A 21720-nucleotide genomic window follows, 5' to 3' on the forward strand; every position below is an offset into this window, starting at 1 on the left:
AATGATCGTTCTGCCTGTATGGAAGGAGCTGCTGCAATGGGGGCCGCTCTTGCTGGGAGGCGCAGCCATGGGCTCGACAGTGGAGCGGGTGCTGGGGCTGTGCCAGAGCTGGCCGCGCCGGGGGGCGCTGTATCTGCTGCTTGGGTTCACCCTGGGGCTGCCCGCCTGGGTGGGGGACCACAACCCCATCCTTCTGTTCCTCCCCTTCCTGACGGTATTCCTCCTGTGCGGCGGGGGACGCCCTCAGGCCCGGCTGGTGGCTGGAGGCATCTTTTATACGCTGCTGGTCCCCATTGGGATGATGGCGGATACAGTGCTCAAACAGGCAATCAACAGTGTGTCGCACAACGGGGAGAGGATGGGGAGCAATCTGGTGAAGCTGGTATGCTGGGCGGTGCTGGTGCCGGTGATCTGGAAGCTGGTGCGGAGACCTGTGCGCCTGTCCTCCCGCCTGTGGAAGCTGCTGGGCGGACTGACGCTGGCCCCCCTGATGGCCACCCTGTCCTTCTCCCTATGGGGGACGGGAATGGTGGGAGACGAGCTGGTGGATCACTTCGTGGAGGGGATCGCCTATACCATCCTGCCCTTTGCCTCCCTGTCCGCCCTGGCCCTGCTGGCAGCCCTGGCCGTGCTCTCCCGGCACGAGGAGTTGGAGGAGGAGAACCGGCTGGCCGGACTGCGGGAGGTGTACTACCAGGGGCTCCGGCAGGAGCAGGCCCAGGTGCGCGCCCTGCGCCATGACATGCGCAACCACCTGTCCGCCCTGCTAGGTCTGCTGGAGCGGGGCAGCTGGGAGGAGGCGGAGCGGTATCTGCGGCAGCTGGGCGGTTCCCCAGCCCTCACCGGACACAGGCGCTTCTGCGGTAATGAGACCGTGGATGTGGTCCTTGCCTCCAAGGCCGCCGCCCTGGAGGAGGCGGGGCTGACGGGGGAATTTCAGGTCAGCCTGCCTGAGCAGATGGATATCCCGGCGCTGGAGCTGTGTGCCCTGCTGGGAAATGCCCTGGATAACGCCATCGAGGGGGCAGCGGGGGCGGAGGACCGGACGGTGCGGCTGAGGGCCCGGGCGGACAAGGGGCTGCTGATGCTGCGGGTGGAGAATGCCTTGGGACGTCCCGTAAAGCGGGGACCGGACGGAGCCTTTGTGACAACGAAGAGGGAGCGGGAGGCCCACGGCTTTGGCCTGGCGGGGATGGAAGAGATCGCCCGCCGCCGGGGCGGCTCCCTGGAGGCAAAGGCGGAGGGCGGGCGCTTCCAGCTGACGGTCTGCCTGCCCCTGGATGGGGGAAACTGAGCCTCTGGGGACAGCGGAGACAGAAGGCGGGGACAGAGCAAGCCCCCCGGCGCCGCGGCGCCGGAGGGCTTGCTATTTGTCTGGTTCGGTTCAGGACTCTGCTTGGTCCAAATGACGCAAGCCGGCGATGTCGCTCACCGGAACGGAGAAGACCATAGCCTGGGCGGGCGTCTGGATGCCGGCCTGGGCCATGATGGCCTTCATGATGTTCTTCTTGTCCTGGGAGCGGGTCAGGATAAAGACCAACTCCCGCTCAGAGGCGATAGAGACGCCGAAAAACTTTTTGGCCAGTTCCATACCGGTCCCCTTGGCGTGGATTGTGGTCCCGCCAGTGGCGCCCGCGCCGCGGGCGGCCTCCATGACCTGGTCTGTATGCCCCTGATTGGCGATCACCAAGATCAGCTCATGGGCGATCTCTCTCTCCATGGGTTCCTCCCCCTCCTGATTCTGGGTCAGATATTCCTTGACGGACGTGCCGCCGATGCTGGACACGGGCACCGTCATCAGTACGCCGTTGCCCGGCACGTCCAGCCACAGGTCCCGGGCCGCCCTGCGCACCATACACCGGGAATGGGGGGCAAGGCAGAACAGGACCGATTTTTCCGAGGCCTCCAGCCCGAGACAGTCCAGGATCTCCGTGGTGGCGGTCCCCTGTCCCAGCGCGGTGAGAACCAGCGGGATGTCACGGCCGCGGAACCAGTTGATAAACAACTCACACTTGGACCGGTCAGTGATGGTGATGATAAGATCCAATCCGCTCATAGCGGTCACTCCTCCTCGCGTCGTGGGGGCGGCAGCGCCCTCAGAGCTCGATGATGTCATCATCCGCCGGGGCGGTCTGCTCTCCGCTGGTGCCATTCTTCTTCAGGCGGTACTGATAGAGCAGTCCCAGCATCTGGATGGTGATCAGCGGCGTCATGGCCACCATGGCCACCACGCCGAAGGCGTCGGTGATGATGCTTCCGCCGATGGCGTCGCAGGCTCCCATGGCAAAGGGGAGCAGAAAGGTGGCGGTCATAGGGCCGGAGGCTACGCCGCCAGAGTCGAAGGCAATGGCGGTGAAGATCTTCGGCGTGAAAAAGGACATGGTGATAGCGGCCAGGTAGCCGGGGATCAGCAGCCAGAAGATGGAGATCCCGGTGAGCACCCGCACCATGGACAGTCCAATCGACATCGCCACGCCGATGGACAGACTGGTGCTCATGGCCCGGCCGGGGATGGCACCGGAGGTGATCTCCTCCACCTGCTTGTTGAGCACGTGGACCGCCGGCTCCGCCTGGACGATGAACCAGCCCATCAGCATGCCGATTGGGATCAGGACCCAGCGATAGGGCAGGGTGGCGATCTGATAGCCCAGATAGTTGCCGGCGGGCATGAAGCCCACATTGACGCCGGTGAGGAACAGTACCAGCCCAATATAAGTATATAAAATACCGACTACGATTTTCAAGACCTTTTTCTTTTTTAATTTCAGGGATACCACCTGAAACACGACAAAAAAGGCGGCGATGGGGGCCAGACACAGGGCCACCTCTGCGATGTACTCGGGGAGACCCTCCTCAAACAGCTTCCAGAGGGCACGGCTGTCCGGCACCTCTGGGATGGAGACAGGGGTGTAGGCCCCAGAGGCGGGGTAGAGCAGGGAGAGGACCATCACGGCCAGGATGGGGCCGATGGAGCACAGAGCCACCAGGCCGAAGCTGTCCTGAGAGGCGTCGGCGTCGCTGCGGATGGAGGAGACGCCCAGGCCCAGGGCCATGATGAAGGGGACGGTCATGGGGCCGGTGGTGACGCCTCCAGAGTCAAAGGCGATGGCGAGAAAGTCCCCGGGGATAAAGGCGGCAAGGGTGAACACGACCAGATAGAAGCCCACCAAGAGACGGTTCAGGGGGACCCGGAACAGGATGCGCAGCAGGGCGATGACAAGGAAGATCCCCACCCCTACGGCCACCGCCCCGATGAGCACCGGGTTGGGCACGCCGGGGACCTGGGTGGCCAGGACCTGGAGGTCGGGCTCGGACACGGTGACGATGACTCCAATGAGGAAGCTTACCGACACCACGATCCACAGCTTGCGGGAGCGGGTCATGGCCGCGCCTACCCGCTCGCCAATGGGGGTCATGGCCTGATCGGCCCCCAGAGTGAACAGCCCCATCCCACCGATCAGCAGCACCGCCCCGATGAGGAAAGTCATTAGGGTGGCGGTGGGGATGGGAGCGATGGAAAAGCACAGGACCAAAACGATCAGCACGATGGGGAGTACGGAGGAGAGGGCCTCCCGCAGCTTTTCCAGAAGGATGGTCTTGCTCTGGCCCATCTGATCCCTCCAATTTTGCATATGTTCCCGGAGCAAAATCATCACCTCGATAGAGAATATCGTCCCAATTCCTTTGTGGGCGCCAATCTCCCTGTGGGGCCGGGAGCAGAAAGGGGAAATTTCGGCCCAGGGGTACAAAGTGGAACTGAGCAAAAATATAAATTATTTTATGCACTTTGATAACAGTTTACCATGGTTTTGCGGCTGGCTCAACCAAAAAGGGAGATATCTTAATACAATCTTAATGTTTGGGGCAAAATAGGCAGAAAACGGCCGGACCCGTTCTAACGGGTCCGGCCGTTACCGGAACAGTGGAGAGGGATGCAGCAGTCAGCCGATGCCGCCCATCACGGAGCCCAGAATGAGCACTGCCAGGGTGACCCCGCAGAACAGGTACTTTCCCAGGGGATAGAACCAGGGGCCCAAGGGCCTGGTCCGGGACAGGTTCACCTGCTCCTCCACGAACTGCCTGCCGCAGATCCAGAAGAACATGACCGCCGCCAGCAGCGCACCCAGGGGACAGATGTAGATGGAGCAAATGTTCATCCAGGGGTCCACGATGGGGGCGATGACCAGCCCAACCAGGATGCCTGCTCCCCCGGTGATGGCTGCGGCGGCGGGGCGCTTCAGGTGGAACAGCTCCTGGAGAGTGGCGGTAGGCGCCTCGAACAGGTTGACCAGAGAAGTGAGGGCCGCGAAGATCACCGCAGCAAAGAAAAGGATCAGGATCAGCCAGCCGCCGGGGATGGTGCTGAGCACGTTGGGCAGATAGATGAACATGAGGCCGGGGCCGCTCTGGTCCAGCTGCTGGCCGGCCACCGCCATGGCGGGGATGATGACCAGGGCGGCCAGCAGAGCGGCCACAGTGTCAAAGACGGCCACCATCCTGGCGTCAGAGGGAACATTGGAGCTGCGGCTGAGGTAGGAGCCGTAGATCAGGGTGCCGTTTCCCGCTACCGAAAGGGAAAAGAAGGCCTGCCCCAGGGCATAGATCCACACCACTGGGTCCAGCAGCCCCTTGGGGTCCAGGACGAAGATGTACTGATAGCCCGCTCCGGAAGCGGGCAGGGTGAACAGATAGATGGCCAGCCCGACGAAGAGGACATAGAACAGGGGGGTCATGACTTTGTTGGCCAGTTCGATCCCACGGCCAATGCCGAAAGCCAGAATGGCGATGGTCACCGCCATGCCGACGAGCTGCCAGGGAACATTTCCAGCAGCAGTGGCATTGAAGTGGGCGGCGAAAGCGTCCAGGCTGGACATGCGGGACAGGGTGCCGGTGAGAGCGTCGGCGGTGTACTTGAAGATCCAGCCGGTGACGACCGAGTAGCCGATCGCCAAGGCCAGGGAGCCCAGCACCGGGATCAGGCCCAGCAGGCGGCCGGGCCGCTCATGGCCGAAGCGCAGCTTGGTGGCATAGCCGAAGGCACCGATGGGGCCGGAGCGGGTGGCCCGTCCAAAGGCCATCTCCCCGATCACCCCGGTAGAGCCGATGATGACCACAAAAATGAGGTACGGGATGAGAAAGGTGGCCCCGCCGTACTGGGAGACACGGGCGGGGAAGAGCCAGATGTTGCCCATCCCCACCGCAGAGCCGATGCAGGCCAGGATGAACCCCCATTTAGACCCCCAGGAGTCGCGGACAGCGCTGTGTTTTTCCATGGAAAGACGCCCCTTTTCAAAAAATACCGCCGGAACACGAGAAAACCGGCAGGGGCCATGCGGGCCATGCCGGGTAACACTTTTTTAATTATAGCACACGCTTGGAAAAAAGGCAAAGAAAACCTGGTCACGTTCGTTTTCTCACCACTGCAGAGGCGCTGGGCTGCCGCAGGGAGGAAAATTTTCCCCAGACTCCGGCTGTAAGATGTCTCCAAGGGGATACGTCGTGTGGGTGGGACCTCGCCCTATACTTGTCCTATCTACGCCCGCCGCCGTGGTACCAGCATATACTGACTGTCGAGAAACAGCATCCCGCGCCACAGATGCGGGGAACAAAAATAGCCACGGCCGCCGGAAGAATTGGCAGCCGTGGCCGTTATGAAAGATACAACAAGGCGAGCATACAACAGAGCCCTCCGGACGGCGGAAGGACCGCTGCCGGAGGGAAAGGGGGCGGAAGTGCTCACTCCAGGTCGATGGCATTGACAGGGCAGGATTCCCTGGCCTGGGAGGCGGTCTTCTCCAGGGTCTCAGTGACCTCCTGAATGGGCTGAGCCAGTCCGTCGTCTCCGATCTCAAAGACCTCCGGACAGATGCTGACGCACAGACCGCAGCCGATGCAGTTGGAATTGACAGTAGCGTTCATGATGTGCTCCTTTCCTCCCCGGCCAGCGGATGCCGCGGGGCGTATCTGAGCACAGTATGCCCGAAAAGCAGAAAAAATACACAAACAGAAAAAGGACAGGCAGGCCCCGCAGGGGCTGCCTGTCCGGTATAACGTAGGGGAAGAAAATCAGAGGATCCGGCGGCCGCCCACGAAGCCGGTGGTGTAGTAGGCACTGTCCATGTCGCTGATGATGACGCCGGTGCTGGAGGTGGAGGCGTGGATGAACTGGCCCCCGCCGATGTAGATACCCACGTGGGAGGCACGGCTGGCACCGCTGCCCGACTTCAGGAAGAAGACCAGATCGCCGGGCTGGAGCTCACTCATAGAGACGGAGGTGCCGTTGCTCATCTGAGCGGAAGCAGTGCGGTTGAGGGAGCAGCCAAACTGAGAGTAGACATAGCGGACAAAGCCGGAGCAGTCAAAACCGCTGGGGGAGGAGCCGCCGTAACAGTAGGGATAGCCCAGATACTGCATGGCCAGATCCACCACCTCGGAGGCGGAGCCGGAAGAGGCGGCCTCGGCCGCGTCGATAATGGTCACATAGTCCGCGGACACATAGCCCTCTTCCACCTTGTACCAGCCGTCCAGGGTCTCCAGAATGGTGAGGACCTTGCCAGTAGAGAAGGAGTCCACCTTCTCACTGTCGGTGCTGGGGGCGGAGCGGACATTCAAGGGGCCCTCCGTGACCTTGCCGTAGACGGGCTCCGCCACAGTGGGCAGTTCTACAGTCTCAGACAGCACTACATAATCGGTGGAGACATAGCCCTGAGTATCCTGGAAGGAGACCTGGTACCAGCCGCTTTCGGTAATACCAGACACCTCAATCTGGGAGCCGTCGGGGATGGTCTCCAGAACGGCGGCGTCGGTGCTGGAAGCGTTGCGCAGACGAAGACCGCCCTCGGCGTCCACTGTGCCGGACACAGCAAAAGCCGGAGCGATCATACCGGTGACAGCCAGCAGGCCGGCGGTCAGCTTGGCAGCAAAAGACTGAGAAAAGTGCATGGCGGAAGTCCTCCTGATCGTCATATCTCTGTTTCTGGAGCGCGGGCGGCTCTTTACTTCGTGCTCAGTGCCCGGTCCAGCCAGACCGTGGCCACGTCCATCGCGGTGTACAAGCTGTCCTTCTCTGTCTTTTTGACCACCCGGTCCCGGCTCTTCAGGTCGGGATCGGTCAACTGGAGCTGAACGGCTACCTTTGTGGCCACATCCAGATCGTCCACCTTCTTAGTGTCCAGGATCTGGAGCATGATGATGTACTTTTCGGCCATCGTGCCGTAGTAGATGAGGTTGTCTTTCCGGCGCAGGGGATGGCCCTTATAGGAAAGAGGGATCTTTTCAGACGCCATGGTCTGCCTCCTTAAGGAAATTTTAATGTTGTAACCGAATTGTAACACATTTGAAACCCTTTGTCAAATACTCTCATCTAATTTTTTTCTGGGAAATGGAGGAAAGACGGCGGCAGAGCGGATGGAAAGAGGAAAAACGGCCTCCGGAGCTGCCTCTGGAGACCGTTTTTCGCCTGAATGGCGGAGATGCGGGGTCAGAATATGCTCAGGCTGAGCCGGCGGCCCAGCTGTTCCAGCAGCCGGATGCCAGCCAGACTGTTTCCCTTTTCGTCCAGCCCGGGGGAATAGATGCCGATGCCCATACGGGCAGGGGAGACCGCCATGATGCCGCCCCCCACGCCGCTTTTGGCTGGCAGTCCCACTTTGACGGCGAAGTCCCCCGAGCCGTTGTACATGCCGCAGGTCATCAGCACGGCGTTGACATAGTGGGCATATCGGGCGGGGAACAGCTGCTCGCCGGAGGGGGGGCGGCGGCCCCGGACGGCGAAGGTGCAGGCGATATGGGCCAGGTCTCGGCAGTCCACCCGGATGGAGCAGGCCCGGAAATAACAGTCCAGCACCTCCTCCGGGTCGTCATGAAGCAGTCCGCAGCTCTCCAGCAGGAAGGCCATGGCCCGGTTGCGGCTGCCGGTCTGTTTTTCCGAGCGGTAGACCGCCTCGTCCACCGACAGGCTGGGATTTCCAGCCAGCCGACGGGTCAGCTCCAACAGCCGCTCCAGCCGCTGGGGATAGCTCGTCCCATGGATCAGGGTGCACAGCAGGATGGCTCCCATGTTGACCATGGGATTGAGATGCTCGCTGAGCAGAGCCTGGTCCGTATAGTTGATGGCGTCAAAGGGTTTGCCTGTGGCCTCCACTCCCACCCGGGCGCGGACCGTGTCCTCCCCGTTGTCCATCAGCGCCAGGAGGAGCAGGATGGGCTTGATGATGCTTTGAATGGTGAAGGTCCGCCCGTACTCCCCCGCGGAGCTGATACGTCCGTCGCTGGACACCACGCAGATGCCCAGCTCGTCCCGGTCCGCCTTGGCCAGCTCCGGGATGTAGCCAGCCACCCGGCCCTCCCGGGTGAAGGGGCGATTTTCCTCCACCAGCTTTTCCAGCAGCGCGTCCATGACGTCCCTCAGTGCAGCTCCAGCCACATGGCTGCACCGGAGGCGTAGGCGGCGGCACCGTAGATGAGCGCCTCCTCCCGGAAGCGGATCTTGGGATTGTGGAGGCTGACACCGCAGCCGTCCTGGGCGGTGCCGCCTCCCACCACGAAGAAGGTGGAGGGGACGCGGGCGGCGATCTCGGCGAAGTCCTCGGAACCGCTCATTTTCTCACCCCGCTGGAGCATTTTCAGTCCCTCCCGCTGCCACCCCTGGGCGACGGCGGCGGCAGTATCCCCGTCGATCTGGAGGGAGCAGGTGGAGCAGAGATCGGTGACTTGGGCTCTGCCCCGGAAGGCCTCCGCTGTGCAGGTGCAGATGGTGTCGATCCGTTCCAGCAGGTGGGTGCGCAGCGGCTCGCTGAAGGTGCGCAGGGTGCCCTCCAGCACCGCAGAGGAGGGGATAATGTTGGCCGCGTCGCCCCCCTGGAACTTCCCGAAGGTGAGGACCACCAGCTCAGCGGGGTCCGCCTCCCGGCTCAGCAGCTCCTGGAGCGCCAGATGGATGTGGACGCCGATGTTGATAGGGTCCACGGTGGACTGGGGATGGGCGCCGTGGCCTCCGCGGCCCTCCACCCGGATGACCAGGTGGTCACTGGAGGCGGAGACCACGCCGGTGCCGTAGCCGCCCAGGCCCGCTGGAATCATGGGGATCATGTGGGCACCCATGGCCGCATCCACATGGGGATCTTCCAGGATGCCGGCCTCAATCATGGATCTGGCCCCTGACAGGACCTCCTCGCCGGGCTGGAACATGAACTTGACAGTGCCGTTGAGCTCTGCTGCCCGGTCCCGGAGCAGCTGGGCCGCCCCCAGCAGCATGGCGGTGTGCATGTCGTGGCCGCAGGTGTGGGCACAGCTGCGCTGAGAGGCGAAGGGGAGCCCGCTCTCCTCACGCATGGGCAGAGCGTCCATATCGGCCCGGAGCAGGAACACCTTCCCGTCGGGCTTTCCGGTCACGGTGGCGGTGACGCCCCCTCCCAGCCGCCGGGGCTGATAGCCCATCTCGGTCAGCCGTGCCATGACATAGGAACAGGTCTCGGGCAGGTCCATCCCCACCTCGGGATGCTGGTGGAGGTGCCGGCGGTCCCGGACCATCTGTTCATACAGCGCCTGAGCGCTCTGAAGATAATTCATACGATGTACTCTCCTTTCCGGTCACCGGTCCCCACCCTGGGGAAGATGGACCACCCGGATCTGCCCCATCCGGTACAGCACCCAGGCGCACAGGATGCACAGGGGGATGCAGGCCAGGATGGCGATGCCGCGGTTGACTGGTGTGACGAACACGTGGATTAGAAAGACCAGCACGCCGGGGAGGACGGCGGCCTTGAGCTTGCCCTTGATGATAGTGCCGCCCGCCTTGCTGGTCATCTGGCTGAGGAACAGGCACCCATAAAGCGCCGGGAGCATATAGCTTCCGGCGATCTTCACCGGCTCGCTCTCCAGAATGGGCTGGAGAGGGACCAGAAGGAGGACGCCCAGTACGATGATAACGGTGGTCACGATAGAGGAGACGGCCACCGCCACCGTGGCCACCGCGTCTCCGGCGTCGGTATTCTGCTCCACATCCGCCATCTCCAGGGCGTTCAGGGCGCAGGGGAGCTTCAGGTTGGAGATGTTCCCGGTGATGAAGGTGATGTAAGAGGCGGAGCCCAGCATGGGGACGTAGGTGATGACCTCTGAGATGGCGGTGGGGACATACAGGGCCAGCAGGCCGCTGCCGAACAGCAGCAGGTCCGGGATGGAAGGGAACATGTGATAGACGGTGCACATCACCGCAGGGATGCCCAGCATCCAGGCGATGGCCAGGATGCTGCCCAGCCGGCCCGTGCGGTGGATGGAGCGGTCGTAGCTGTCAGACTGCTTCATGTGAGAACGAGCCTCCTTTTAAAATATCTGTTCCAGCAGGACGGACGCGGCCATGCTGACGATCAGAGAGATGGACATGATGAAGCTCCCCAGCGACTTGAGATGAAAGCGCCTCATGCACAAAGCGCACAGGGCCGCCACTCCCATGCTGATGAGGAAGGTCAGGGCGTAAACTGTTCCGGAGGCGAAGATCAGCGGCGTGAAGGCGGCCACGATCCCCAGGAAGAAGCAGGAGTTGACGATGGTGCCCCAGTCGCCCCGCTTTTTCTTCAGGGTGCTCATCCCAGTCTGGATCTTTTCCACCGCGAAGATGTTGATGATGATGCCGGCCAGGATACAGATGCTCATTACGAACATGACCGCGCCGAAGACGGTGTGGTCGGCCTGGGCGGCCATCTCGCCTACGGAGCCGTAGCCCATGCCGTCGGCCACCATGTCTGCCGCCATCAGCTCATAGCTCACCGAGCCCACCACCGACAGCCGATACCAGGGCCATGGGATGCCCAGTACAGTGGACAGGGTGAACAGCCCGATGACGATGGAGACAGAGGGGACGATGGTGAAGACCGCCGAGCTGCGGGCCACGGCGCTCAGCTTTTCCTTGGAGATCCCAAGCTCCAGACACCGCCTCCAGGACTTGCGCAGAAAGACGGCGGACAGCCCCACGATATACAGGACCCCGGCGGCGACCAGGACGTAGAGGAGCGGGGAATTTGCCACATCAAAATAACCCATGGTGTTCCTCCCTTGGCAGATAGCCAGATTTTTTTCCAAATACAGCTGTTTTGTTGTAAATTATACTATCATGGCGGAGCCGGCTTGAAAAATATAAAATGCATTTGCTTTCCATATCAAAAATGATATAATTTAACGACATGATCTCGTTTTGTGTCTCCGGGACAAGGGGAGCCTGGCGCTTCTGCCTGAGGGGACGGAAAATACACACAAAGATCGGGAGCCGGAAAAGAGAGAGCCGGGAGGGGATCGCATTGGAAGAACTGGATCTGAAATACCTGCAATACGCCTTAGCCGTAGTTCGCTATGGCTCTGTGACCCAGGCGGCCCGGGCCCTGTACCTGGCCCAGCCCAACTTGAGCCGGGCCATCGGGGAGCTGGAGCAGTCCCTGGGCTTTCCCCTGTTCCTCCGTACCAGACAGGGTATGAGCCTGACGCCCCAGGGGGAGCGGTTCCTGACGGAGGCGGAGACGCTGCTGGACCGGCTTTCCGACCTGGCGCGGGAGTGCCGTCAGGAGAGCCGGCGCCGGGTCCACTTTGCCTGTGTCCCCTCCTCCCTGTTTGTCAACACGGTGCTGGAGACGGCCCGGGGCCTGCCGGACTGGTCCATCCAGTGTGAGGAGTACTATGATTGCCGGGAGCTCTTTGACCGGGTGGGAAAGGGGGCATCCCTGGCCGCCTTTCTCACCTTTGGAACAGAGATGCGGGAAGAGCTTTTCGCCTACTTTGCCCGGCGGAACCTGCGCTACCACCCCCTGGCCCAGAGCCCGGCCTACGGGGTGGTCCGCCGGACCAGCAGCCTCTACCACCCGGAGACGGTCCCGCCGTCCATCCGGTACGATGAGGCCCTTTTGATGCTGAATGTGACCTATTTCGACCCCATAGGGGTGCATTTTCAGCCGGAGCGCTCCCCGCTGCCCCCGGCCAAAGGGATCTGCCACGGCGTGGGCCGGGCGGGCAACCTGGATATGCTGGAGTCCATGGACCACCTGGTGATGATCTCCTGTCACATCCACTCCAAGATCATGGCGCGGAATGAGCTGGCGGCGGTGCCCATCCGGCCCGCGTCCATGGACTATGAATATGGCTTCCTGACCCGGGCGGACGTCCGGCTCAGCCTGGAAGAGCAGGCACTGCTGGAGAAGATTGAAGGGGAGGTGCAGCGGGAGTTCGAGGCGTGAGGGCCAGATCGGTGCCCGGATCAGATATTATGAAGAGAGGAGCGGCGCACTTCCTGTGGGGGAAGCGCGCCGCTCCTCTTGCGTCCGGGAAGGGATGAAAGGGAGGCATAGGGGGCATGATACCAAAAGTCCCGATCCGTTGGTGAGTCCTCATCCCGTAGGGGGCTGGAACGGCAGGGGAAGCGTTTCCCCGGGCCCAAAAAACGGAATTGGAACGTACAGAAGAAAGGGGAAGAGGGCCATGAAACTGAAGGATCAGATCGCGGTGGTGACCGGCGGGAGCCGGGGGATCGGATATGCGGTGGTGAGAGCCTTCCTGAAGGAGGGGGCGGAAGTGGTGCTGTGCGCCAGCCGGAGCGAGACGGCGGAGCGGGCGGTATCCAAGCTGAAGGCGGAGCTGCCGGAGGCCCGGGTATGGGGCATCTGGCCCAGCCTGGAGGACCCGGAGCAGGTCCGGACGGCCTTTGACCGGATCGGGGCGGAGCATGGGCGGATCGACATCCTGGTCAACAACGCGGGGGTCTCAGAGAGCACGCCCTTTGGGGCGTACACCGGGGAGCTCTTTGATCGGGTGATGGACCTGAACGTAAAGGGAATGTTCCACTGTGCCCGTGGGGCGGTGCCCTGGATGGAGAGGCAGGGCAGAGGCGTGATCTTGAACACCTCCTCCATGGTGAGCTTCTATGGACAGCCCGCCGGCGTCGCCTATCCGGTCTCCAAGTTCGCGGTCAACGGCTTCACCCTGTCCCTGGCCCGGGAGCTGGCGCCGAAGGGGATACGGGTCAATGCGGTGGCCCCGGGCATCATCGAGACGGACATGCTGCGGGCAGTGCCGCGGGAGGTGCTGGCTCCTCTAGAGGCCCAGATCCCCCTGGGGCGTGTGGGGCAGCCGGGGGAGGTCGCGGAGGCCTTCGTATTCCTGGCCTCGGAGCAGGCATCCTATATCACCGGCGTGGTCCTCCGGGTGGACGGACTGGCCCGGGCCTGAACAGTGCCGGGCTACGGCCGCTTTCTCCCAGAGGCACTGGGGATGTTCAGCTCCTCGCGGTATTTGGCCACGGTACGGCGGGAGATGGGGCAGCCCTGCTCCGTCAGCAGGGTGCATAGCTTCTGGTCGGAGAGAGGCTTGGTGCTGTCCTCCTCCCGAATCAGGCGGCGGAGCAGTTCCTTGGCGGCACAGCTGCCGACCTCGGCACCGCTCTCCCCGGCGGCCCGGCGGGAGAGAAAATGACGGAGGGGAAAGACCCCCCGGGGACACTGGACATATTTGTCCCGAATGGCGCGGCTGACCGTGGATTCATGGATCTCCAGCTCTTGGGCGATGTCGGACAGGCGCAGGGGCCGCAGGGCGCTGGGCCCCGACCGGAAGAAGTCCTGCTGGCGGCCGGCGATAGCCTGGGCACACCGGAGAAGCGTGGTCTCCCGCTGACCAATGGCCCAGAGCACGTTTTCGGCCTGGCGGAGCTTCAAGGTAAGATATTCCCGCACCTGGGCGTCATCGGACTGGGTCAGGAGACTGCGGTAATAGGAGTTGATCTGGAAGTAGGGACGGTCACTGTTCCGCAGGCGGGCAGTGAAATGTCCGTCTATCTCTTCGATCAAAATATCCGGCTGAATATAGGAGATCTCGCTGGGGAGCGCGAAGATGGAACCGGGACGGGGATTCAGCTCTCGGATCAGCCGTTCGGCGGACCGGACCTCCTCCTGAGAGATGGAGAGGCGGGCGGAGATGGCATGATAATGTTTTTTGGCCAGCTCCTCCAGGCAGTCCCGAACAATGGCAAGGGCGGGGCCCTCCTCATGGATGCGGAGCAACTGAAGCTCCAGACACTGGGAGAGGGAGGAAGCCCCCACACCTGCGGGTTCCAGGGAGCGCAGTAGCTCCAGAGTGCGGGCGAGCCGCCTTTGGGAGATGCCAGAAGTCCGGGAGAGCTCGTCCAGTGGGATGCGGAAATACCCATCCTCGTCCAGACAGGCGGACAGGTAGCACAGAAGCTGCTTGGCAGACTCATCCAGATCGAGCTGCTGGATCTGGCGGAAGAGAAAATTGGAGAGGGATTCCTCCAGACCGCCATCCGTCCCCACCTGGGCCAGCGGGTCCAATTCCTCGGCGTCCAAGCGCTGGTAATAGCGATTTTGACGGTCGCTGTCCTCCAGCCACTTCACACGGCGGAAGAGCTCCTGATCCCGGGGAGCTTCCTGCTCGGAGCGGGGCGGCTCCAGATCGATGATAGGGTTCTCCTGGGCGAGCTCCTGAACATAAGCCTCCAATTCCACTGTGCTCATCTGAAGGAGCGCGAGGCTCTGGAGCGTCTGCTGGGTGAGCTGTTGAGTCTGCCGTTGGACCAGTTCCATAAGGGACGCCTCCTTTTTCAGAGCTATTATAGCAAATATGCCGAGGGGAAACAAGATAGGCATAAGGCATGACGGGACCGTACAGAAGCATACACCACATAAAATTAAGAATATTTTTATTCTTTTTTATCTGAATGAGGTGCACCTCATGGAAGTATGCATCCAATGATGGTAGGATTCTGCTTACAGTATTGTCGAAATTTGGAGGGAAATGAAATGCATGCATATACCAAGCTGGTCAAAAAGTTTCTGAATGGGTACATGGCCGAGACACGGGAACAGCGGGGCATGTCTAAGGAAGAGATGTCGGAACGCCTGCGCATCGAGCCACGTTCCTATGCGGATCTGGAAAAGGAGCGCTACTGCCTGTCCGCACCGTCTCTGATGTTCTTCCTGCTCTTCTTGGAAAGTCCCGGGGTGGAGGAGCTGATACAGAAATTTCGTCAGACAGTGGAGCAGGCGGACCAAAATGGCACAGTATAGAACGGAGATCGGGACGGCGGAGGTATGTGACATGCTGTGCCGGCTGGGCGCCACGGCAAATTACAGGGGGTTCTCCTACACCGCCTATGCAGTGCTGCTCTGTGTCCAGCAGCAGGACCGGCTCCTGCTGGTCACCAAATGGCTCTATCCGGATGTAGCGAAGCGGTATGGGACAAACTGGAAGGCGGTGGAGCGGAACATCCGAACCGTGATCACCGTGGTGTGGGAGCAGAACCGTGCCATGCTGGAGGGACTGGCCCGCCGTCCGCTGCTTCAGCGCCCCTGCGCGGCGCAGTTCCTGTCCATCCTGTCCAACAGCCTCCTGTGCGAGCAGAGGGCGGGACCGGTGCAGAGCTGAAAAGGAACACAAAAAGAGGCAGAGCGGACCCGGGAGTGCATCCCGGAGTGCCGCGCTGCCTGTTCTGTTTTGGCCGGTGCCGTCCCACGACCCAGGGCGGGGGCAGGCGGAGATCTGGAGGGAGAGGAAGTTCAGATAACGCCCTTTTCCCGCCATGCGGAGATCTCCTCCGGTGTAAAGCCGAGGAACTGGTAGACCTCATCGTTGTGCTCGCCCAGCAGGGGAGCGCAGCCCCTCACATAGGGGTTCGTCTCTGACATCTTGACGGCCTGATTCGTGATCCTGACAGGACCCAGCTGGGGGTGGGTGACCTCTGTGTACATGCTTCGCTCATCCCTGAAATGGGGGTCATTGGCCACATCGGCCACTGTCATGACCGGCGCCGCCGCAATTTTGGCCTCTGCCAGCCGCTCCAGAAGCACGTTTTTTTCGAATTTTGAGGTCTCCTCCGCAATCATGGGGGCCAGCAGCACGCGGTTTTTGACGCGGTCCTCCACACGCTGGAACTCCGGTATGTCGATCCACTCGTCATGCCCCAGAATGTGGGCGAATTTCGGCCAGGCGCTGGCTTGTCCGGCGCTGATCATTACCTTTTCTTGGGATAGGTGTTTCCAGGGGCACTGGCCTCGAAAAAGTTTCCCAGCTGGTCTATGACGCCGGAGCGGAAATTTTCGATCAGAACACAGCGTTTCAAAATGATTGATTTGCGATACATGATGGCGTATGACGAAACTGCATTTTTCAATCCCCACGCAATGAAAACCCTGGACTGATGATTTACGCAAAATTAGAATAAGAATAGAAGGCCCGCCGCTGCGAATTTGTCGCAGCGGCGGGCCTTTTGCGGGGGAAAGGGCCCCGGAGGCGCTGGAAAGGAGCCGCCGGAGCCGGGCTCCAGCCAGATCAGGGGATTATCGTGCGCTGCGCAGGGCGTCCCGGACCAGGTCAGCATAGGTGCGCATGTCAGTGATCTGGATCCACCGCTCCAGACTGCCGCTCCAGCGGTAGGTGTGGCAGTTGGTGGCCTCCTGTACGTCTTCATAGTACCAGGCGTCCTCCGGGTTGTCCGGCCAGTGGATCATGTCGTCCAGCATGTGATCGGCGTCGGGGGCGCGGTCCAGCACCTCATTGATGAGGGCCATGACCTCAGCGCGGGTGATGCTCCGGTCGGGGCCGTAGGTGCCGTCGGGATAACCGGCGATCCAGCCCTCAGCGGCGGCGCGGTTGATGTACTCCCGGGCCCAGTGGCCGGAGATATCGCTGAACTTGTCCGGGCCGGAGTACCGGGCGTCGGAGAACTGGGCGGCCACCACAGCGAACTCGGCACGGGTGATGTAGGCGCCGGGGTCAAAGTCGCCGCCGGTGCGGCCGGTCATGATGCCGCCGTTGTTCAGGGTGGTGATGGAGTAGAAGGACCAGCGGCTGGACTCCACATCAGGGAAGGGGTTCCGCTCGGTAATGTAGTCCGCCCGGGACGCGTCGGTGAGCAGGCGGAAGAAGATGGTGGCCACTTCCTCACGGGTGATGGGGTCGTTGGGCTGGACGGTGCCGTCGGGGTAGCCGGAGACGTAGGCGAAGTGGTCCTCCTTGTTCAGCTGAGGTGTTCCGCCGGAGCCGCCGTGCCCGCGGTCGTCGTCATCGTCATCATCGTCATCATCCCGGTCGTCATCGTCATCCTCATCCTCCCAGAACAGGGCGAAGGGGGAGAAGGAGTCCACAGTGAAGCGGATGCCTTCATCCGTGGCCACCAGGGTGCCGTCCTCAGTGGAGTAGAGCTCCATGGTGTAGTTGCCTTGCTCCAGGTCGGTGTTGCTGTTGCGGTCCAGGCCCGCATAGTGGACCAGCTGGAACTCGCTGTTCCGATCCGTTCCATCGGGGTAGGGCCAGTAGAGGGTGATCTCCCCGTCGGTGGTGACATAGGCGTTGCCGTTGCTGGTGTCCACCAGGTCCAGGTAGCGCAGCTCCGCACTGTGGTCCTCGGTGATGGAGTTGAATCCATCCACCGCGCTGTTGTGCAGGGTATTGCCCTGGTCGGGGACGATGCTGTCCACCAGCAGATGCACAGCATCAGGATCAGCGACCTCCAGCCTGCTCTCATTGATGTAGAGAGCGGCGTCTGCGGGGATATGGGCGGTGATGCTGTTCACCTCATTGGTGGGGGGCTCATTGACCACAGGGGTGGTGGCGGTGTCGAGATCAGTCACGCCCCGGATGGTCAGCGTACCGGATCCCACCGCCGCGCTGTACTGCTCCGTGTCTGCGCCTACCGTAAGCTCGGCCTTGACCCGCTGCTGCTCCAGATCTCCGGCATAGATGGTCATGTCATACTGCCGGAACACGCTGTTCACCTGGACAGTAAAGTCGTCACTGGTCATGAAGGAATCAGGGTCGTCCTGATCGGTGAACTGGAGGCGGATGGGGACCTCGCCATTGGGGGTCTCAGCGGGCAGGATGCGGTAGATGTAGCGGTCATAGGCCATGCTGGTGTTGCCGGGATTGTTGTCGTACCGCTCCAGCTTCCAGATCCGCTGTTCTCCGCCGAAGTTGTAAGTAAAGGTCAGATATTTGGACAGGTCCACCACCTGCTGTCCATTTTCATTGGTGACAACATCGGCGGGATCTGCGTGTTCGATCAGCCACGCATTCAAATCACTGGGCAGGGTGATGTAGAAGCCTGGCACGGGCAGTCCGTTGTCGGTGGCGCCGATCTCGTTTCCGCTGCCGTTGACCACGCTCTCATAGCTGCTGCCGCCGGTGTAGATGGTGATATCGGCGGGCTGGATCATGATCTGCCGGGCGTCGGGGGTACCGTCGCCGTTCCGGTCATAGGCCCACACGGCGTAGACCGTGGCCACCGCCGGGATGTTGACTTCGGATACCAGAGTGGGCAGCTGTTCGCCCGCGTCATAGATCTTCTCATGGTTGTCGGTGGTGGTCCAGCCCAGGAAGAGGACCGCTGCACCCTCGGTGTCAGTATGGGTGGGGGCGGTGTAGTCATCTTCTTCCCCCAGTTCATAACCAGTCTGCTGGGCCAGGTCCGGGACTACGAATGTGGTCTCCCCGGCGATGCGGCCGCCGTTGGCGTCATAGGTCAGGGAGTAAGCGGTCACCGGCACCGGATCAGTCGTATCTGTAACTGCGTCCTCGATCTCATCTGCGGTCACGGCAGCGGTATTCGTCACGCCTGCCGCCACGTCTGTCTGCGCCGCGGTATAGGCATAGGTGATGATGACCTTGTCGCCCACTCCAATGCTGGAGATGGTGTAGCTGCTGTCGCTGAGGGTATGATCGATGTCCCCTACCCGGATCACCGTGCCGGCGCTCCACAAGGTGTCTTCGATCGTCACATCAGTCAGGGGCGCATTGCCGGTATTGCGCACTGTGATCGTGTAGTGGATCTGCTCTCCCACACGGACAGATGCCTCCTGAGCTGTTTTCTCCACCGTCATGGCGGGTGCCGCCGCAGTAAGTCTGTAGGTGTAGGTGGTGCTGGTCCCCGCCGTCAATGCCGCCCCGGCCACGGGGGACTCATCATCCCACGCGCCGCTCAGGATGTGCGCTGCATCAGGCTCAACTTTTGTGGTGTCAGGAATATTCGTCAAAGTCGGCGCGGGACTGACCTCGACCCATTTGTCAGAGGTCTCATCATATTCCGACAAATGATAGACCTGTTCAATTTCCGTGCTTCCGTTTGCCCAGGTGCCCCCCACGACCTGATAGATCACTTGGGCCTGGTACTGATCCGGGGTACCGTCGCCGCCATCTTCGCCGCCGACTTTGTCCACGGCGTAATACAGCTTCAGCGTCACGATATCTTCCGGCTTCTCAATTTTGGTCAGCGTACCGGTCGTATTGGAGAGCGCAGGGTCCAGACAGTACCCCTCATACACTTTTGGGGTGGCCGTTACCTCTGCCCCGATCGCCCCGGAGAAGCGCTCCGTCTCCGTCGCGGACACAGGATAAGTTCCATCGTCGTTTGCCTTGTAGTGCTCCACGACATACAGAACATTGCCGGGGACAATGGGGGTGGTGCTTTTGGCAAAGGTATAGGTGTACGTCACATCATCGGTCCCGGAAACTGTGGCAGGAGGCGTGGTATCCCAGCCGCCCTGCGTTCCGTCCGTGCCACCATAGCCAGCGTCCGGCTTCATTCCGGTGGGGGCTGTCAGGTAGGCGCTGCCGTTCATGTCCCACTTGCCGTCCTTCATCAGCGTCACATAGGTGACTTTGGCGGCGCTGGTGCCATCCTCCCAGGTCCCGTTTACCACCTGGAAGGTCACTTTCTTCTGGTACTTGTCCGGGACACCGTCGCCGCCGCCATTCTCGCCGCCGACTTCATCCAGGCTGTAAACCGCCGTGATCTCCACATTGCCGGTGAGCGTGCCGGAGGTCGCCCCCTTCACCGTGTCTTTGGCATAGCTCTGACCTTTATATGTGATCGAGTCAGGGATCTGGCCGCTCACATCATAGGGAGACCCCTTGGACATCTCTTCGCTGACATAAGAAGTTTGGATCTCCGTTTGATTCGCATCATCCATCACATACTTGACGGTCACCGTGTACTGGTCCTCACAGGCCACCTGGAACGTGACCGCCTCTTTGCTCCCGCTTTTCAGCTTCCAGCCGTTGTGATACACATAAGTGACTGTGGCCGTATCTTTCGCGGGGGTGTGAGTCGCACTGGTGGTCTCATTATACGCCGTCACGAAGCGCTCAGAGGAAATGGTGACCGTATATTCCAGATGGCGGTCCACCACCCGGGAGGATGTGGTATAATCCCCTGCCGTCAAGGTCATCGGCTGAGAACCTGCATGGCCCGCGGCCTGGTTGGTGCAGCTCACGGTGACTTTGATGCTGTTCAGAAATTCAGGCGTCCCGGCCTCCACCCACTTGGCGGTCAGGGTCAGATCGCTGCCGCGGATGACGACCTTTCCGCCTGCGTCCACCTTGGAGCCGTCCTCATATCCTGTTCCGGAAATGGTCCAGCCGTCGAAGACATAGCCCGTAGCCAGCGCGGCCTGGACCGCCTCGTCAGAAGGAATGGCGGCTTGGACTTCCTCATTGCGCTTCAGACCGGTCTGAGTTTCAGGAACATCGTACTCAGTCAGTGCCTCGCTTTGGTCGCCCCAATCATACTGGATCTGATAGGTGTTCTCATCTTCCTTTAACTCCAGCAGCAGATAGAAGGGATAAATGGTGTTCCCGCCTAGATAGCTGTTGCTCCAGTTGGCTTCACTAGGTTTTGAGGTGGGATAGTTTCGGCCTAAGCCGCCGACATTGCGCCAATGATCAAAATCATTTTCGTCAATGGAAACGTGCGTTACAGCGGAATAATCCCCGTTTTCGTCCGGCTCGATGGTGACAGCGTCACCATATTCGACCACACCGCACCCGGTATAGTTTCCGCACACCAGACGGTAGGAGGAGAGATAGTAGCCCTCCGCCACCCGGATGTCCAGGTCGCTGCGGATCAGCTGGCCCGCGTTGGCCGCCTCCGAATCATCCAGGGCATCCTGAGGGGATACTTCTTTCCCTGTATAAGTGACATCCTTCGCCCCGGCGGACACCGTTACCAGAGAGGGGTCCGTGATCTCTTCATTCCCCAATCCGTAATATTCGTCAAAGCTCCAATACACGGGCCACCAGTTGCGCCACTGGTCCCTCTGGTTATTCTCATCGGTCTTTTCCTCCAGCGTCCAGGTATAGGCCCACTGGTAGCAGGCATCACCATGCTGGTGCTCCTCCTTGCTGCAGGTCAATGTGTAACATCCGGTTTTGAGAGAACATTCGTGCCTGCACTCGGTGGGGCCTTCGGTTTTGTCAATTACTTGGTATCCCCATGCCCAATCTAGGATGCTGAAGGAGTGCCACGTGCACCCTGTATCGTCTTTATGGAACCCGAGCCTATTATAATGGTCCGGATTGTCCTCCTTCGTACACTTCACCCACTGTGTGGGATAGCAGTCGTCATTGTGCTCATGTACACAGTCATGGCTGTAGCAGCTGTCCAGAGAGTGGGCGTGTTCCTCCTCTTTGCAGGTAAGATCTCCCCGCTCAGCGTCGGGCCCTACCCACTCTGTCCCATCCGGAATGTTTTCCGGCGGCTTTTGATCGGGGTCGGTCGTTTCAAACGTATCTCCTATCTCATACTCTGACCCTCCCGGCGCCGCAAAGGCGGACACCGGAAGCAGGGACAGCACCATGCACAGGGTCAGCAATACGGCCAAGAATCGCTTTTTCATGTCATTTCTTTCCTCCTTAGTAGCTGATATTCATGCCAGCGCAATCGAGAGCTGGGGGGTG

General features: G+C 61.0%; 18 protein-coding genes. 5 read left to right on the forward strand and 13 right to left on the reverse strand.

Annotated features, from left to right (window positions below; all coding sequences use genetic code 11):
• The first annotated feature begins 1 nt into the window (after position 1).
• On the forward strand, positions 2-1294 hold the full coding sequence (locus BN1969_RS18875) for a sensor histidine kinase (RefSeq protein ID WP_050623892.1): 1293 nt from the start codon (positions 2-4) through the stop codon (positions 1292-1294).
• Between the two features lie 90 nt (positions 1295-1384).
• Here BN1969_RS18875 and BN1969_RS08395 read toward each other — a convergent pair whose 3' ends face one another.
• The 10 genes from BN1969_RS08395 to BN1969_RS08440 all read right to left on the reverse strand — a co-directional run bounded on the left by BN1969_RS08395 (position 1385) and on the right by BN1969_RS08440 (position 11040).
• Positions 1385-2056, reverse strand: coding sequence for a P-II family nitrogen regulator (locus tag BN1969_RS08395; RefSeq protein ID WP_050623893.1), 672 nt, complete (start codon positions 2054-2056; stop codon positions 1385-1387).
• 40 nt (positions 2057-2096) lie between these two features.
• Positions 2097-3611, reverse strand: coding sequence for a DUF1538 domain-containing protein (locus BN1969_RS08400; RefSeq protein ID WP_050623894.1), 1515 nt, complete (start codon positions 3609-3611; stop codon positions 2097-2099).
• A 330-nt stretch (positions 3612-3941) separates the two neighbouring features.
• The gene (locus tag BN1969_RS08405) at positions 3942-5273 is read right to left on the reverse strand and encodes a sodium-dependent transporter (RefSeq protein ID WP_050623895.1); all 1332 of its coding nucleotides are present in this window, start codon (positions 5271-5273) and stop codon (positions 3942-3944) included.
• Positions 5274-5736: 463 nt separating this feature from the next.
• Positions 5737-5919, reverse strand: a complete 183-nt coding sequence (locus BN1969_RS18980; RefSeq protein WP_050623896.1) for a ferredoxin — start codon at positions 5917-5919, stop codon at positions 5737-5739.
• A 147-nt stretch (positions 5920-6066) separates the two neighbouring features.
• Positions 6067-6942, reverse strand: a complete 876-nt coding sequence (locus BN1969_RS08415) for a C40 family peptidase (RefSeq protein WP_050623897.1) — start codon at positions 6940-6942, stop codon at positions 6067-6069.
• A 53-nt stretch (positions 6943-6995) separates the two neighbouring features.
• A complete protein-coding gene (locus BN1969_RS08420; RefSeq protein WP_050623898.1) occupies positions 6996-7286 on the reverse strand; it encodes a hypothetical protein in 291 nt (96 codons plus the stop codon).
• Positions 7287-7480: 194 nt separating this feature from the next.
• Positions 7481-8398 (reverse strand): glutaminase A, encoded by a 918-nt coding sequence (gene glsA, locus BN1969_RS08425; RefSeq protein WP_050623899.1) that lies wholly within the window; start codon positions 8396-8398, stop codon positions 7481-7483.
• Between the two features lie 8 nt (positions 8399-8406).
• A complete protein-coding gene (locus tag BN1969_RS08430; RefSeq protein WP_050623900.1) occupies positions 8407-9570 on the reverse strand; it encodes a M20 metallopeptidase family protein in 1164 nt (387 codons plus the stop codon).
• 21 nt (positions 9571-9591) lie between these two features.
• Positions 9592-10305, reverse strand: coding sequence for a hypothetical protein (locus BN1969_RS08435; protein ID WP_050623901.1), 714 nt, complete (start codon positions 10303-10305; stop codon positions 9592-9594).
• A gap of 18 nt (positions 10306-10323) precedes the next feature.
• Positions 10324-11040 (reverse strand): DUF5058 family protein, encoded by a 717-nt coding sequence (locus tag BN1969_RS08440; protein WP_050623902.1) that lies wholly within the window; start codon positions 11038-11040, stop codon positions 10324-10326.
• A 254-nt stretch (positions 11041-11294) separates the two neighbouring features.
• Between BN1969_RS08440 and BN1969_RS08445 the strand changes: the two genes are divergently transcribed.
• Both BN1969_RS08445 and BN1969_RS08450 read left to right on the forward strand, forming a co-directional pair.
• Positions 11295-12221: a LysR family transcriptional regulator gene (locus BN1969_RS08445; protein WP_050623903.1), complete on the forward strand. Its 927-nt coding sequence runs from the start codon at positions 11295-11297 to the stop codon at positions 12219-12221.
• A 241-nt stretch (positions 12222-12462) separates the two neighbouring features.
• Positions 12463-13209, forward strand: a complete 747-nt coding sequence (locus BN1969_RS08450) for an SDR family NAD(P)-dependent oxidoreductase (RefSeq protein ID WP_050623904.1) — start codon at positions 12463-12465, stop codon at positions 13207-13209.
• Positions 13210-13220: 11 nt separating this feature from the next.
• On the opposite strand, the gene rpoN is transcribed toward BN1969_RS08450, so the two are convergent.
• Complete coding sequence (rpoN, locus tag BN1969_RS08455) at positions 13221-14576, reverse strand: RNA polymerase factor sigma-54 (RefSeq protein WP_050623905.1); 1356 nt, start codon at positions 14574-14576, stop codon at positions 13221-13223.
• 216 nt (positions 14577-14792) lie between these two features.
• Between rpoN and BN1969_RS08460 the strand changes: the two genes are divergently transcribed.
• Together BN1969_RS08460 and BN1969_RS08465 are read left to right on the forward strand one after the other, a co-directional pair.
• Complete coding sequence (locus tag BN1969_RS08460; protein ID WP_050623906.1) at positions 14793-15059, forward strand: helix-turn-helix domain-containing protein; 267 nt, start codon at positions 14793-14795, stop codon at positions 15057-15059.
• The gene (locus tag BN1969_RS08465; protein WP_050623907.1) at positions 15046-15417 is read left to right on the forward strand and encodes a sporulation initiation factor Spo0A C-terminal domain-containing protein; all 372 of its coding nucleotides are present in this window, start codon (positions 15046-15048) and stop codon (positions 15415-15417) included. The genes BN1969_RS08460 and BN1969_RS08465 overlap by 14 nt, the downstream gene beginning before the upstream one ends.
• A gap of 131 nt (positions 15418-15548) precedes the next feature.
• Here the strand turns inward: BN1969_RS08465 and BN1969_RS08470 are convergent, their stop codons facing one another.
• Positions 15549-16004 (reverse strand): CoA transferase, encoded by a 456-nt coding sequence (locus BN1969_RS08470; protein ID WP_050623908.1) that lies wholly within the window; start codon positions 16002-16004, stop codon positions 15549-15551.
• A 324-nt stretch (positions 16005-16328) separates the two neighbouring features.
• The gene (locus BN1969_RS08475; protein WP_082203549.1) at positions 16329-21659 is read right to left on the reverse strand and encodes an S-layer homology domain-containing protein; all 5331 of its coding nucleotides are present in this window, start codon (positions 21657-21659) and stop codon (positions 16329-16331) included.
• Between the last annotated feature and the right edge of the window lie 61 nt (positions 21660-21720).

The organism is Clostridium phoceensis (assembly GCF_001244495.1).
In the GTDB taxonomy this organism is placed as follows: Bacteria; Bacillota; Clostridia; order Oscillospirales; family Oscillospiraceae; genus Lawsonibacter; species Lawsonibacter asaccharolyticus.